General features: G+C 64.9%; 15 protein-coding genes. 7 read left to right on the top strand and 8 right to left on the bottom strand.

All coding sequences use genetic code 11. The features are described from left to right. Window positions 1–19 precede the first annotated feature (19 nt). The 5 genes from ABY44_RS26280 to ABY44_RS26260 all read left to right on the top strand — a co-directional run bounded on the left by ABY44_RS26280 (window position 20) and on the right by ABY44_RS26260 (window position 5,420). On the top strand, window positions 20–787 hold the full coding sequence (locus ABY44_RS26280; protein ID WP_027791322.1) for an NTP transferase domain-containing protein: 768 nt from the start codon (window positions 20–22) through the stop codon (window positions 785–787). Then, window positions 784–2,469: a phosphoenolpyruvate mutase gene (aepX, locus tag ABY44_RS26275; protein ID WP_021162084.1), complete on the top strand. Its 1,686-nt coding sequence runs from the start codon at window positions 784–786 to the stop codon at window positions 2,467–2,469. Before ABY44_RS26280 ends, aepX begins: the two co-directional genes overlap by 4 nt. Beyond that, on the top strand, window positions 2,466–3,647 hold the full coding sequence (aepY, locus tag ABY44_RS26270) for a phosphonopyruvate decarboxylase (protein WP_060171205.1): 1,182 nt from the start codon (window positions 2,466–2,468) through the stop codon (window positions 3,645–3,647). The genes aepX and aepY overlap by 4 nt, the downstream gene beginning before the upstream one ends. Next, window positions 3,647–4,711, top strand: a complete 1,065-nt coding sequence (locus tag ABY44_RS26265) for a 2-aminoethylphosphonate aminotransferase (protein ID WP_431642631.1) — start codon at window positions 3,647–3,649, stop codon at window positions 4,709–4,711. The genes aepY and ABY44_RS26265 overlap by 1 nt, the downstream gene beginning before the upstream one ends. Before the next feature lie 244 nt (window positions 4,712–4,955). Next, a complete protein-coding gene (locus ABY44_RS26260) occupies window positions 4,956–5,420 on the top strand; it encodes a lysozyme inhibitor LprI family protein (protein ID WP_230948724.1) in 465 nt (154 codons plus the stop codon). A 215-nt stretch (window positions 5,421–5,635) separates the two neighbouring features. Here ABY44_RS26260 and ABY44_RS26255 read toward each other — a convergent pair whose 3' ends face one another. Continuing rightward, a complete protein-coding gene (locus ABY44_RS26255; protein ID WP_081072566.1) occupies window positions 5,636–6,322 on the bottom strand; it encodes a GNAT family N-acetyltransferase in 687 nt (228 codons plus the stop codon). A gap of 24 nt (window positions 6,323–6,346) precedes the next feature. Between ABY44_RS26255 and ABY44_RS26250 the strand changes: the two genes are divergently transcribed. Both ABY44_RS26250 and ABY44_RS26245 read left to right on the top strand, forming a co-directional pair. Further along, the gene (locus tag ABY44_RS26250) at window positions 6,347–6,916 is read left to right on the top strand and encodes a GNAT family N-acetyltransferase (protein WP_060171212.1); all 570 of its coding nucleotides are present in this window, start codon (window positions 6,347–6,349) and stop codon (window positions 6,914–6,916) included. Between the two features lie 137 nt (window positions 6,917–7,053). Then, window positions 7,054–7,872, top strand: coding sequence for a hypothetical protein (locus tag ABY44_RS26245; protein WP_060171264.1), 819 nt, complete (start codon window positions 7,054–7,056; stop codon window positions 7,870–7,872). Window positions 7,873–7,897: 25 nt separating this feature from the next. On the opposite strand, the gene ABY44_RS26240 is transcribed toward ABY44_RS26245, so the two are convergent. The 7 genes from ABY44_RS26240 to ABY44_RS26210 form a co-directional block, all read right to left on the bottom strand. Further along, complete coding sequence (locus ABY44_RS26240) at window positions 7,898–9,049, bottom strand: acyltransferase family protein (protein WP_027791315.1); 1,152 nt, start codon at window positions 9,047–9,049, stop codon at window positions 7,898–7,900. Between the two features lie 235 nt (window positions 9,050–9,284). After that, complete coding sequence (locus ABY44_RS26235; RefSeq protein ID WP_027791314.1) at window positions 9,285–9,524, bottom strand: hypothetical protein; 240 nt, start codon at window positions 9,522–9,524, stop codon at window positions 9,285–9,287. Continuing rightward, window positions 9,521–10,162, bottom strand: coding sequence for a DUF2589 domain-containing protein (locus ABY44_RS26230; RefSeq protein WP_431642627.1), 642 nt, complete (start codon window positions 10,160–10,162; stop codon window positions 9,521–9,523). Before ABY44_RS26230 ends, ABY44_RS26235 begins: the two co-directional genes overlap by 4 nt. 4 nt (window positions 10,163–10,166) lie before the next feature. After that, entirely contained in the window at window positions 10,167–11,018 is an 852-nt protein-coding gene (locus tag ABY44_RS26225) for a hypothetical protein (protein ID WP_060171214.1), read from the bottom strand. Between the two features lie 61 nt (window positions 11,019–11,079). Then, window positions 11,080–12,390: a DUF2589 domain-containing protein gene (locus ABY44_RS26220; protein ID WP_080981948.1), complete on the bottom strand. Its 1,311-nt coding sequence runs from the start codon at window positions 12,388–12,390 to the stop codon at window positions 11,080–11,082. Window positions 12,391–12,500: 110 nt separating this feature from the next. Continuing rightward, window positions 12,501–12,863 carry a hypothetical protein gene (locus ABY44_RS26215; RefSeq protein WP_060171216.1) on the bottom strand — a complete coding sequence of 121 codons (363 nt, stop codon included), beginning with the start codon at window positions 12,861–12,863 and terminating at the stop codon, window positions 12,501–12,503. Window positions 12,864–13,031: 168 nt separating this feature from the next. Further along, a complete protein-coding gene (locus ABY44_RS26210) occupies window positions 13,032–13,187 on the bottom strand; it encodes a LuxR C-terminal-related transcriptional regulator (RefSeq protein WP_230942755.1) in 156 nt (51 codons plus the stop codon). Window positions 13,188–13,193: the final 6 nt, after the last annotated feature.

The following is a 13,193-nucleotide window of genomic DNA, read 5'->3' as shown; positions in this document are numbered from 1 at the left end:
CTTTTTGGTTGGAGAACCCATGCGAGCCATCATTCTTGCGGCAGGCCTCGGCTTGCGCCTGCAACAACCGCCCGAGGCACAGTTCCCGAAGTGCCTGCTGCGCTTCGACGACGTGTCGCTGCTCGAGCGCCATCTGCGCGTGCTCGATGCCGCGGGCGTCGACGAAATCGTGCTCGGGCTCGGCTTCCAGGCCGGGAAGGTCGAGCAGGAATTGAAGCGCCTCGGCCGCCAGGCCGAGATCGTGATCAACGAACGCTACGACCTCGGCAGCGTGCTGACCGTGCATACCGTCGCCGACGCGATGACGCGCGGCGGCGACGTGCTGCTGATGGACGCCGACGTGCTGTATGACGAGAACATCCTGCACGCGCTGGTGGCCGATGCCGACAAGGCGGTCGATCGCCTGTTGATCGACCGCGACTTCGAGGCCGGCGACGAACCCGTCAAGCTGTGCCTGAAGAACGGCGTGCCGGTCGAGCTGCGCAAGCAGCTCGCGGTCGACCTCGAATACGACACGATCGGCGAATCGGTCGGCTTCTTCCGCTTCACCGAAGGCACCGCGCGCCGCCTCGCGACGATCGTCGCGGGCTACGTCGACAGCGGCCGCGCGAACATGCCGCACGAGGAAGCCGTGCGCGACCTGCTGCTCGAAGGCGGTCATTCGTTCGACGTCGCCGACGTCACCGGCTCGCCGTGGATCGAGATCGACTTCCCGAACGACGTCGCCCGCGCCACCCAAGAAATCCTCCCCCTGATTCAACGCACCACCGCAGGAGTCGCACGATGAACGCACGCGAACCCAACTTCACCGAATCGCGCAGCGCACGCCTGCGCCGCATGCTCGTCAGCAGCGACCTCGAATTCCTGATGGAAGCGCACAACGGCCTGTCCGCACGGATCGTCCGCGAAGCCGGCTTCAAGGGCATCTGGGCATCGGGCCTCGCGATCTCCGCGCAGTTCGGCGTGCGCGACAACAACGAAGCGAGCTGGACGCAGGTCGTCGACGTGCTCGAATTCATGGCCGACGCGAGCGACCTGCCGATCCTGCTCGACGGCGACACCGGCTACGGCAACTTCAACAACGTGCGCCGCCTCGTGAAGAAGCTCGAGCAGCGCGGCATCGCCGGCGTCTGTATCGAGGACAAGCAGTTCCCGAAGACCAACAGCTTCATCGGCGGCGAGCGCCAGCCGCTCGCGGAAATCGACGAGTTCTGCGGCAAGATCAAGGCCGGCAAGGATTCGCAGACCGATCCCGACTTCTCGATCGTCGCGCGTGTCGAAGCGCTGATCGCAGGCTGGGGGATGGACGAGGCACTGCGTCGCGCAAACGCGTACGCGGAAGCCGGCGCCGACGCGATCCTGATCCACAGCAAGCTGTCGCGCCCGGACGAGATCCTGCAGTTCGCGCGCGAATGGAGCGGCAAGGCGCCGCTCGTGATCGTGCCGACCAAGTACTACAGCACGCCGACCGACGTGTTCCGCCAGGCCGGCATCAGCACCGTGATCTGGGCGAACCACCTGATCCGCGCGTCGGCGTCCGCGATGCAGGCGACCGCGCGCGAGATCCACGAGAGCGAAACGCTGATCAACGTCGAGGACCGCGTGGCATCGGTCAACGAGATCTTCCGCCTGCAGGATGCCGACGAGTACTCGGCGGCCGAGCGCATCTACCTGTCGTCGTCGTCGCGCGCGTCGAACGCGGCGATCGTGCTCGCCGCGAGCCGCGGCAAGGGCCTCGAAGCCGTGACCGAAGACAAGCCGAAGGTCATGCTGCCGGTCGCCGGCAAGCCGCTGCTGCGCTGGCTCGTCGACGGCTTCAAGACGCACGGCGTGAACGACATCACCGTGGTCGGCGGCTATCGCGCCGACGCGATCGACACGTCGGGCATCAAGCTCGTGGTCAACGAGCGCCATGCGCAAACGGGCGAACTCGCGTCGCTCGCATGTGCGGCCGAACGCCTGACCGGCGACACCGTGATCTCGTACGGCGACCTGCTGTTCCGCAGCTACATCGTGCGCGACCTCGCGGAGAGCGAGGCCGAGTTCAGCGTGGTGGTCGATTCGTCGCTGACGGAAACCAACCAGAGCGTGCGCGATTTCGCGCTGTGCTCGGCGGCGGACGATCGCGGCCTGTTCGGCCAGAAGACCTACCTGCAACGCGTATCGAGCGACGTCGCCACGGGCACGCCGCACGGCCGCTGGATCGGCCTGCTGAACGTGCGCGGTGCCGGTGTCGAGCGCCTGAAGGCGATGCTCGCGACGCTGCAGGCGCGCGACGATTTCGACACGCTCGACATCCCGTCGCTGCTCAACGAACTGATCGCCGCCGGCGAGAAGATCGAGGTGCAGTACGTACACGGCCACTGGCGCGGTGTGAACGATCTCGAAGACTTCCGCCGCGCGGGCGACTTCGCGCACGGCCAGACGCCGCTGTCCGAACCGGGCACCGGCAACGGGGGCGCGCAATGATCGAAGCGGCACAGTTCGTCGAGGCCGCGCGCGAGCGCGGTTTCGACTGGTACGCGGGTGTGCCCTGCTCGTACCTGACGCCGTTCATCAATTACGTGCTGCAGGACCCGACGCTGAATTACGTGTCGGCCGCGAACGAAGGCGACGCGGTCGCGCTGATCGCGGGCGCGACGCTCGGCGGCAAGCGCGGCATCGCGATGATGCAGAACTCGGGGCTCGGCAACGCGGTGAGCCCGCTCACGTCGCTGACCTGGACGTTCCGCCTGCCGCAGTTGCTGATCGTCACGTGGCGCGGCCAGCCGGGTGTATCCGACGAGCCGCAGCACGCGCTGATGGGCCCGATCACGCCCGCGATGCTCGACACGATGGAGATCCCGTGGGAGACGTTCCCGACCGACCCCGAACAGGTCGGCCCGGCACTCGACCGCGCGATCGCGCACATGGACGCGACGGGCCGCCCGTACGCGCTCGTGATGCAGAAAGGCAGCGTCGCGCCGTATGAGCTGAAGGCAAACCCGGCAGCCAGGCCGCGCACGCATGTCGTCGCGCAATCGTCGTCGCGCGCCGCGTCGGCCGAAGCCTGGCCGAGCCGCCAGGACGCGCTGCAGCGCGTGATCGCGCACACGCCGGTCGATTCGACCGTCGTGCTTGCATCGACCGGCTTCTGCGGCCGCGAACTCTACGCGATCGACGATCGCCCGAACCAGTTGTACATGGTCGGTTCGATGGGCTGCGTGACGCCGCTCGCGCTCGGCCTCGCGCTCGCGCGACCCGACCTGAAGGTCGTTGCGGTCGACGGCGACGGCGCCGCGCTGATGCGCATGGGCGCGTTCGCGACGCTCGGCACCTACGGCCCGGCGAACCTCACGCACGTGCTGCTCGACAACGGCGCGCACGAATCGACGGGCGGCCAGGCAACGGTGTCGCAGCACGTGTCGTTCGCGGGTGTCGCGGCGGCGTGCGGCTACGCGTCGGCGGTCGAAGGCGACACGCTCGACGTACTCGATACGGCGCTGGCCGGGTCAAGCGACGGTGCGCAGTTCGTGCGCCTGGCGATCCGCACCGGCGTGCCCGACGGCCTGCCCCGCCCGACCGTCACGCCGGTCGAGGTCAAGACCCGTCTGATGCGGCACATCGGCGCCGCGCAGACCGAAGCCCACGTTGAAGGAGCCCATTGATGCTGCTGCTGAACCCCGGCCCGGTCACGCTCACCGAACGCGTGCGCCGCAGCCTGCTGCAACCCGACCTGTGCCATCGCGAAAGCGAATTCTTCGATCTGCAGGACGAAGCACGTGCGCGCCTCGTTGCCGCGTACGAGCTCGATCCGGCCGAATGGACCGCCGCGCTGATGACGGGTTCGGGCACGGCCGCCGTGGAAAGCATGATCGCGGCCCTCGTGCCGCAGGACGGCAAGCTGCTGGTGATCGAGAACGGCGTGTACGGCGAGCGGATCACGCAGATCGCGACGCAGTACGGGATCGCGCATGAGGTGCTGAAGCATGAGTGGATGCAGGCGCCCGATCTCGCGCAGATCGCCGCACGGCTCGATGCGGGTGGGTACTCGCATGTCGCCGTGATTCATCACGAGACGACGACGGGCCGGCTGAACGATCTCGGCGCGATTGCCGGGGTGTGCCGTTCGCGTGGTGTGAAGATGCTCGTCGATGGCGTCAGCAGCTTCGGCGCGGAAGCGATCGACTTCGCCGGCGGCGACATCGACGCGGTTGCCGCCACCGCGAACAAGTGCCTGCACGGCGTGCCGGGCGCGGCGTTCGTGATCGTGCGGCGCAGCGCGCTCGCGAAGGCTGCAAGCCGCACTTACTACCTCGATCTCGGTCGCCTGGCAAAGCTGCAGGATCAGCGGAATACGCCGTTCACGCCTTCCGTGCACGCGTATTACGCGCTCGTCGAGGCGCTGCGCGAGTTTGATGAGGCTGGCGGCTGGCGTGCGCATCATGCGCATTACAAGGCGCTCGCCGATCAGGCACAGGCCGGACTGGCGGCGCGCGGGATGCCGCTCGTGCTGCCGGAAGGTGAATCGTCGGTCGTGCTGCGCGCGTATCGGTTGCCGCAGGGTGTGACGTACGAGACGTTGCATGACGGCTTGAAGGCGCGTGGTTTCGTGATCTACGCGGGGCAAGGCGGGCTGTCGAAGGAACTGTTCCGGATTTCGACGATGGGCGCGATTCAGGCGACTGATGTCGATCGGTTGCTGGAAGGGTTTACGGCGCTGACGCGGTAAGCGTCGCTCGTACCTTCGTCCATGAAAGGCCCTTCTCGGAAGGGCCTTTTTTATTCTTTGCGGATTTTTCGGAAACTCCGGACGGTTGAGCCCGCAGCCATTATCAGTCACTCGACATGACCGAGTCGTTCGTTGACAATCGGCTTTTACAAAGTTGACCGTGCTTGTTTAAAGCAAGCCAACGATATGTACTTCAGTCGGCGCTGTCGACCACGATCGACGCCAGAATTACTCCGATCGCCACATGAATGAAAAAACAGCAGTGGGAGCAAGAATGCATATCCACGCATCGGCATCCGGCCGTCGTTGCGCAGCGCTCGGGGTCGCCATGGCGCTGACATTATCGTGGTTCACCTCTGCACAGGCACAGAGCTGCGCACCTGACAGCGTGGCGCCCGAGTGCTTGCTGCAGCGTAGTCAAGACGAATTTCAGCAAGCGGATGACGAGTTGAACCGCACTTACCAAAAGGTTTTGAAGTCGATATCTCGGCCGCGTGACGAGTACGTCGACTATCCGGCACTCAAGACGAAATTCGTCGAGGCTCAGCGTCAATGGGTCCGCTTTCTCGATAAAGAGTGTACCGCTTGGTATCTGATAAACGAGGCAGGCGCAGATCGTAATCTTGATCTACTGACTTGCGAAATCGACAGAACACGTGATCGTACGCGTGAATTGAACGCGTGGCTCAAGCAATTGAGCCATGATTAGCGCAGCGCCAGATGAAGACAGCATCACCAGGTCGGCGGATATTAGAGAGAGGGTTTCGCTCAACGAACCAAAAAGCGCCGACCGCGACGCCCTCGCCCTGGGCGCTTCTTGTCAGCTACTCCGCCGGGCATATCGGGCAGTTTCCGGTCAGGAGCGGCCGCCAATTTCCGCCTGTACTGCATCAAACCACCGCCAGTTTGAGCCATTCGACGCAGCTACGGAATGGGTCGCTCCATGACGATCAGCTCGCCGAGAAATCGCTGATTGGTCGTCCGTCTGATTTCCTCGAATCCCTCGCGCTGCCAAAATGCGAACGCACGCGGATTCGTTGAAACGACCGCGAGTTGCGCCCTGCGGAAGCCCCACTCACGCGCCATAGCATCGAGCAACGCCAACGCAGTCTTTCCGTAACCACGACGCTGGTACGCATCGGAAAATAACAGCAGTCCGATCCAGATGCAGTCGTCAGTTGGATATGCGCGAATCACGTCGGCACAGCCAACCATGTCTGGCCCGACGTAAAAGCCGAAGACTGATTTATCTCCCCCATCTTTGCCTGCAGGCTTGCCGTAGAAGAAATCATCAACATCTTCTTTGGAGGGTGACCGTCCTTCGACCAGTTGAGTATAAGAGGCGGCTTCGATAAAGACGCGCGATACGTTCGCGTAATCGTTATCCGAATCGCCGCTGAGTGCGCGGACTGTGACCATCAGGCGCTCTTTCGAAGTGTGAGGCGTAATTCTAAGTCGATTTACCCATGAACACACGCAGCGCAACATGGCGCTAGCGTCCGCTTCACGGAAAGTTGAGTGTCTCTTCCGGTCGGGTTCGGCCGACCGCATCAGGCGGCGGTCGGCCATTTTGAGATGCTCGACGCCGCCGATTAAACTGTTGGCAATCATCTTCCCAGACACGCACCGATCAGCATGAGCGCAATCAAACTGTTGAGACCTACGACCGCCTTGCTGCCGAGCTACGTTGCGGCGCTTGAGGCAGGATGGTCGCCCGACAACGTCCGTAAGGAGATCGCTGCGCGCGAACAATTGGACGCTATTGACGTAGATGCTGAGCGATTCGTGGACGGACTGGACGATCCAACTGCATCGGGCGGTCCGATTCCCTTACCCGATGGCTCGACTGTCGCGCGGCTCCCGAGCATTGTCCGCTGGATATGGGACGGTGATTTCAGCGGCGCAATCGGATTTCGTTGGCAGGCCGGAACCGCCGAATTGCCGTCGTACGTACTCGGACATATCGGCTTCTCGGTCGTGCCGTGGAAGAGGGGCAACGGCTATGCCACGCAGGCGCTCGATTTGATGCTGGGCGAAGCAAAGGGAGAAGGCCTGCCCTATGTCGAACTAACAGTTGATCCGGAGAATATCGCCTCGCAGAGGGTAATCGCTGCGTGCAATGGCGTATTGATCGAGCGCTTCAGAAAGCCGGCAGCTTACGGATTCGCTGAGACGCTCCGCTATCGCATTGAATTGAACGACTGAGCAAGCTGTCAGCCCTTATTCGGCCGCTTTCTGCCGCTCGTCTGAGCCATGTAGTGATGCGTTGCATCGACGGGTTGAATCCGCCGTCGGTAAGCGACATACACGACATCAATGAAGAACCTCTTTCCATCATGACCGTGAGAATCCTCCATTTCGCCCCGTTGCTGGCGCTCGCCGCCTCCCCCATCGTTCACGCCGCCGACAGCCAGCCTTGCGACGACGACACCGTGACTGCCATCGCCCGCTGGGCCGGCATCGCGAGCGCCCGCATCGCCACACGTGACGCGGACCGGCTCGTCGTCGCGGCGGCCTGCAAGGTCATGCCGAATGCGCCCGAAACGACGATCGCGGCCGTCGCGTTCGATTCGCTGCCGAAGAGCAGGAACCCGGACGAAAGCAGGAAGTTGCAGGTCGTCGCGCTCGTTGAAGGCGGCAAGGTTGTTGCGGCCGAAAAATCGCAAATCGAAGAAGATGCCGCGACGGAGGTCGGCGAGAACAGCTATCGCATCGACACGGCACCCTACCGGCTGTCGCCTGACGTGCGCGCGTTCGGCGTCGTATTCACGAGCAGCGCTCGCGGGGCGAGTTGCCCCGATGCAGACGCCAGCAACGAGTTGACGCTTTGGGTACGCGAAGGCAACCGCATCCGTCCGGTGTTCGGCACCAATCTCTCCGGATGGGTCAGCGTCGAAGGCGAAGCCTGCGGCCCCGGCGTCGGCGACGCGACCAGCGAAGATGCCCGTATGACGATCGCCGTCGAGAAAACTTCGAGCCACGGCTTCGCAGACCTGTCGATCACCGCACACATCACCAAGTCGCAGCGCAAGGACCGCGAATACTCGGATACGGGCAAGCGCACCGCACGGACGACCGTCCACTACGACGGCAAGACCTACGGGATCGATATGTTCCGGAACTTCTGGTATTCGCCGGCCGCGATGAAGCGCTTCAAGTAAAACGACAGCGGGCCACCCTGCCCGCCTACTCCACCACCTTCGCCCCGATCGCCTCGCCCGACGCCGGCCTGAGCCGCGCTTCCTCCCGCCCCCGCCGCATCTCGCGCGCCGTATACCGATCCTTCAGCCGCAGGAACGGTTTCTCGACAAGGAAATAACTGGCCGTCGCCGCCATCAGCGCCCACACGATCCCAAGCGGAAACGCATGCGCAACCGGCAGATCCGGATTCGCGAACGGCTGCTGCCACAGATAGAGGCTGAACGAGATCGTGCCGACGAACACGACAGGCTGCGCACGCAACCATCGCGCACACCAGAATTCGCTGCGGAAATTCAGCACGACGATCACGATCGCGATCAGCGCCGCCTCGAGCGTCACGCCGTACGTAGCATTCCAGAAGCCACCGAACCGGTGTTCGGCGAGCGGGCCGCCGATCAGCACGACCACGATGATCGCCGTCACGATGCGCGTCCCGCCGCGCCACGAGCGAATCCACGCTTCGAGCCGTTCGCGGTTGAGCGACGCATAACAACCGATCAGGATCGGATCGACGCCCGTGTGAAGCATCATCCCGAGTTGCCCGCGCAGCGCGGGCGCCACGAAGTACGTGACGGCGCGCACGAGCGGCACGACCAGGATCAGCGCGGCCAGCCAGCGCGTCCCGCCGCGGCGCATGCCGTACACGAACAGCAGCGGCCAGAACCAGTAGAACTGTTCCTCGAGCGCGAGCGACCAGAAATGGCCGAGATACCACGCCCCGTCGGGATGCAACGTGTTGTCGCCGGTCAGCCCGAACCACGCCGAGTAGTTCCACAGGTGCAGCGCCGCATACAGCCACTGCCGGCGGTCGACGTCGAACCAGCCGGCGAAAGCCACGATCGCGACCGCCGCGAGATAGACGTAGCAGGCCGGCCAGATCCGCAGCGCGCGACGCACGTAGAACGACGTCAGCGCGATGCCGCCCGTGCGCGCGAATTCGGCGCGCAACACGTTGGTGATCAGGAAGCCGCTGAGGACGAAGAAAATCAGCACGCCGAGCCGGCCGTCGGCGATCAGTCGCAACGGCGCGTACCAGCCCGTGTAGCCGCCGGGCAGCACGTGCTCGGCGTGTCCGACCACGACCATCGCCACCGCGACGGCGCGCAATCCGGTCAACTGCGTGACGCGATGGTTCATCGGCTGGTTTCCGTCGGCACGGTGGATGGGCAGCAGACCGGCGCCGCCCCCGCTTCGGCACGCCGATATGCCGCCGGGATTTTGTATGAAAAATATCCGAATGAAATTACTTCAAAAATCCCGATCCCCCCAAACGCAAGCCGCCCCGGCTGGACGTCCGGGGCGGGTGGCGCAGCGCCGGCCGCCTGTTGCGGCGCAACGATCAACGGGACGCGGCAAGATCGCGGCGGCGCGTTCACCGGTCGGCTTTCTTCTCCAGCAGCCGGACGTTCTGCTGCGCGACCTGGAGATCCTGCAGCCGATCCACCAGTTCCGCGCAGCCCGTCTTGTCCATCTGGAACGGCGTGCCGCACATCGGGCAGCGGACCTCGCTGTTGCCGAGAAAATCCGCCAGCGACAACTTCACCCGCCCGCGCGTGCAGACCGGGCACATGAAACCCGGTGCGTCGTTCAGCATCTTCTCGCTCGTCTTCATGACTCCCTCCTGGAGTGATCGCCACCTTCGCCGGTGGCCTGGGTGCCCGCGCCGCCGACCTGGATATTCATGCCCAGCAGCGCCAGCAGGTTGCCGATACCGGCCGGGATGCCTGCCTGCCCGACCTCGACCTTCGCGCCGATGTTCGCCTCGAGAAACGGCGACACGTCCTCGCGCGTCTGGCCGCCGGCCTCAGGCCGGCCGCGTGCGAGCATGGCGCTCCAGCGATACTGGCGCGGCGCGGCATCGTCCGCATCGCCGGGCAGCAGCGGGATCGCGCACGACGCCTTCACGCGCTCGGCAAGCAGCAGGCGCACGCCGAAATCGAAAGTCGCGGTCTTCACTTCGAGCAGCGGCAGCGGGATCAATGACAGCACCGGAACCTGCACGCGGCGCCATTCGGTCTTGTCCTTGCCGAGCACCTGTTCATAGAAGAACGTGATCATCCGCAGTTCGCCGAAGTCGCTGTCGTCCAGATCTCCCGGCTCGCAGCCGGTGGACGGCTTCCGCACGAAGCCGAACTCGCGAACGTACCGGACGAACTGGCGCGCGGCCATGAAGTCCGCCTCGATCACGGCCTCGATCGGCGCGGCGAACAGGTACTGCAGATCGACGACGGGGCTGATGGAATCGGTCATGGCATCACTCCGTGACAACCAGTTCGTCGCGCTCGCGGCCGCCTTCGCCGACGAGCACCCACTTGTAATTGCGCAGCTTCGCGCGCAGCGTCAGCGTCTGCACGAATTCGGATGGAATACCCTGCAGCGCGGCCGGGTCCAGCGTCACCGCGAGCGACGGCACGCGCGCGGTCTCCGCCTGGATCCCGCGCTGCCGCTCCGCCGCCGCTTCGATCAGCCCGCGCAGTGCGTCCCAGCTCGCGTCGACTGTCCCCTCGAACGACGTGTGTCCTGCATCCGCGCGCTCGTGCGAGTCGAACACGTCCGCCAGGCCGTCGTCCAGCGATGCGTGAAGGACGTCGAGCAGGCCGGCACGCAGCGCATCGCGCGTCGGCGGCGTGCCGCGCATGGCCTGCGTCAGTGCGTCGCCGAGCAACGCGTGCAGGTTGCCGCCCAGCTCGCGCACGACGCGGGACGAACGCAACGCGTCGATCCGGTCGTGCGCCGGATCGGCGCCCCCACCGGCCGCACCGCGCGTGCCGCGCACGCGGCCGAGCGCGCCGGCGAGATCGCGCAGCAGCAGTGCGCCGGCCTCCGTCGCCAGGTCGGCGACGGCGACCTGCGACGGCAGCGCATCGGCCGCCAGCGTGTCCGCGTCGAGCCGCGATGCCCGTTCGTCGCCATCGGCGCCCGGCGGCACCGCGAAGCGCAGCGTCACGTCCGCTTCGTCGAGCAGGCCGTTCGGCACCGGAAAATACTTGAGCAACGGATCCTCGCGATACTTCACGGCGAGGCGCTTCGAATACAGGTTCGCTTCGTGCTGCGCGCCCGCGAGACTGTCGAGGAACGCGGCGGCGATATCCCGCAGATTGGTCATCGGTGTTCTCCTCTAACCCGCGCCGGCAGGCCGGCGCGGGCGGATTGTCACATCGGACGGATCAGGGCTTGGCCTGCAGCGTGAGGCTCGTGGACACGCCCGCGCCGTCGATGGTCGCGCTGACGGTCACGACCGACTTGCTGGTGTCGTCGAGCGCCTTGCAATCGATCTCGACCTTGCCGTTGGCGTCGGTCTTCGGCGGCGGATCGGCTTTCACGCTGTCGCCGTTCGCGGTGACCTCGAACCCCGCACCGCCTGCGTCGAACGCGAACTTCAGCTCGACACCCACTGCCGGCGTGCCGTCCGGCTTAAGCGCGGTCAGCACGTCCTTGCCGGAGTCTCCCTTGGCAATCGAGAGCGTCGCCTGCGCGCTCTTGAGTGACGGCGCCGACGGCGGCGGCAGCCGGTGCAGCACGCGCACTGGCACGACAACCGACTTCGCATCGACCTTGCCGCTGTCCGGCGCGGGGATCGACGCGGACACCGTCAGGTCGATCGCCTGCGCGTCGACCTCGCCTTCCGCCCAGAACAGGACGGACAACGAACCGTCGCCGTCGGTCTTGAACGACGTGACCTTGCCGGCTGCATCGAACGGGATGGTCGAACCGAACGGCGCGCGGCTCATCCGGAACTTGTCCGCGAGCGCGGGATCGATCTGGAACGCGACCTCCGTATTGCCGGCGAACAGCCCGCTCGAATTCTGCAGGCGCACCTGCAGCATCTGCTGCTGTGACGGATCGCCCGACATCACGGTCGACAACGCCGGACTGACCTGCATGTCACCGTTGCGGCTCGCGCCGGTCGCGGCGCTCGACAGGATGTTGAGCACGGTCGCGAGCCCGGCCGGCACGCCGGCCTGCGACGCATGCACGAACACGTCCTGCGTGTACTCGACCGAATAGCGCGAGTCCTGCGTCGCCTTCGAATCCTTCTTGCTCGAATAGCTGGCCTTCATCTGCGCCGACAGGCTGAACGGCCCCCAGCCGATCTTGCCCTGCGCCGAGAGTTCGCCCGCGATCGCTTCGGACTTCGACTCTTCCGACGTCGACGACGCCGCCGCGTTGATGTTCGCCTTGAACTGGATCGTCACTTCGTCGACCAGGATCAGCGGCACCGGCACGATCGTCAGCAGCGGCACGATCAGCTTCACCATCTGCCCGTCCTTCTGGTACAGGAAGGTGACGTTGACGGCCTGCTTCACGCCGTCGGTGTCGGTCGTGAGGCCGACCTTGTCGATGAACTCGTAGGTGGATTTCGCGGCCATCGCCTGCGCGGTGATCGCGGCCTGCAACGGGCCGCCGATCAGGGCGCTGTAGTCGATACCGTTCAACAGACTCCGGGCGGACTCGGCCGCCGAATTGTCAACTGGCATGATTGATCTCCTGTGATTTCGGTTCCGCACGCGCCGCCGTGCTGTCTCGCCGGCGCGTGCGGTACGTCATGCGGCCGCCGGCCCTCGGCGGGCGGCGGCCGGGCCGGCGGTTACGGGCGCGGCGGCGGGCGCAGGCGGAAACGCATGCGGTTTGCGGAAAGCTCCGCATCCACGCTGTAGCGCCGCCAGATCGCGAAACCGGTCAGCAGCGCGAACGTGCTGACGGTCGTGACCACCACGCCGCCGTAGATCGCGGCGTTCGGCACGGGACGAAACGGCCAGGTGAACAGCGCGGTGTCCCCTTCCGCGTGATCGTCGGCGGCCCGAGGTTCGAGCAGCTTCGTCCACTCCTTGACCTGCTGCGCGTCGGTGACGTCGACCAGGATCTCCCCGGCGAATCGATTGACGAGTTGCGCCACTTCGACCTGTGTGGCGCGATCGTCCTTCCAGATAATCACATTTTCGCTTTCCATTTTTCACTCCTTTTCATTAAGAAAACCGGGTGAATTCGCCCTCGGAATATCGCGCATTCTCCCGTCCGCGGGCGAATGCAACGCAATATCCGCCCGCCATTCAAATTGCGCCGAATGCGAATGCCGCTCAATACCTCCGATTGCGTAGTGAAAAGCGAATCGCCGGAATCACAATTCGCGGCCGATTTTCATCAGGCGGGCAAGTTCGTGAATGGACAATTTGTGCATGATGTTTTCACGATGCTTGCTGACCGTGCGCGGGCTGACATCGAGCAACCTTGCGATTTCCTTGCTCGCGAGACCGGCACCGATCAGGCGCAGCACATCCCG

This window comes from Burkholderia sp. ZZQ-2 (assembly GCF_050768715.1).
Taxonomy (GTDB): domain Bacteria; phylum Pseudomonadota; class Gammaproteobacteria; order Burkholderiales; family Burkholderiaceae; genus Burkholderia; species Burkholderia cepacia.
This window is presented reverse-complemented; position numbering and strand designations above follow the sequence as displayed.

Excerpts from the sequence above, each read along its gene's own strand:
- ABY44_RS26235 (WP_027791314.1), bottom strand. The coding sequence starts at position 9,524 with ATGAAGACGAGCGAGAAGATGCTGAACGACGCACCGGGTTTCATGTGC.
- ABY44_RS26255 (WP_081072566.1), bottom strand. The coding sequence starts at position 6,322 with ATGATTGCCAACAGTTTAATCGGCGGCGTCGAGCATCTCAAAATGGCC.
- aepX (WP_021162084.1), top strand. The coding sequence starts at position 784 with ATGAACGCACGCGAACCCAACTTCACCGAATCGCGCAGCGCACGCCTG.
- ABY44_RS26250 (WP_060171212.1), top strand. The coding sequence starts at position 6,347 with ATGAGCGCAATCAAACTGTTGAGACCTACGACCGCCTTGCTGCCGAGC.
- ABY44_RS26230 (WP_431642627.1), bottom strand. The coding sequence starts at position 10,162 with ATGACCGATTCCATCAGCCCCGTCGTCGATCTGCAGTACCTGTTCGCC.
- ABY44_RS26260 (WP_230948724.1), top strand. The coding sequence starts at position 4,956 with ATGAATGAAAAAACAGCAGTGGGAGCAAGAATGCATATCCACGCATCG.
- ABY44_RS26220 (WP_080981948.1), bottom strand. The coding sequence starts at position 12,390 with ATGCCAGTTGACAATTCGGCGGCCGAGTCCGCCCGGAGTCTGTTGAAC.
- ABY44_RS26240 (WP_027791315.1), bottom strand. The coding sequence starts at position 9,049 with ATGAACCATCGCGTCACGCAGTTGACCGGATTGCGCGCCGTCGCGGTG.
- aepY (WP_060171205.1), top strand. The coding sequence starts at position 2,466 with ATGATCGAAGCGGCACAGTTCGTCGAGGCCGCGCGCGAGCGCGGTTTC.
- ABY44_RS26265 (WP_431642631.1), top strand. The coding sequence starts at position 3,647 with ATGCTGCTGCTGAACCCCGGCCCGGTCACGCTCACCGAACGCGTGCGC.
- ABY44_RS26225 (WP_060171214.1), bottom strand. The coding sequence starts at position 11,018 with ATGACCAATCTGCGGGATATCGCCGCCGCGTTCCTCGACAGTCTCGCG.
- ABY44_RS26280 (WP_027791322.1), top strand. The coding sequence starts at position 20 with ATGCGAGCCATCATTCTTGCGGCAGGCCTCGGCTTGCGCCTGCAACAA.
- ABY44_RS26215 (WP_060171216.1), bottom strand. The coding sequence starts at position 12,863 with ATGGAAAGCGAAAATGTGATTATCTGGAAGGACGATCGCGCCACACAG.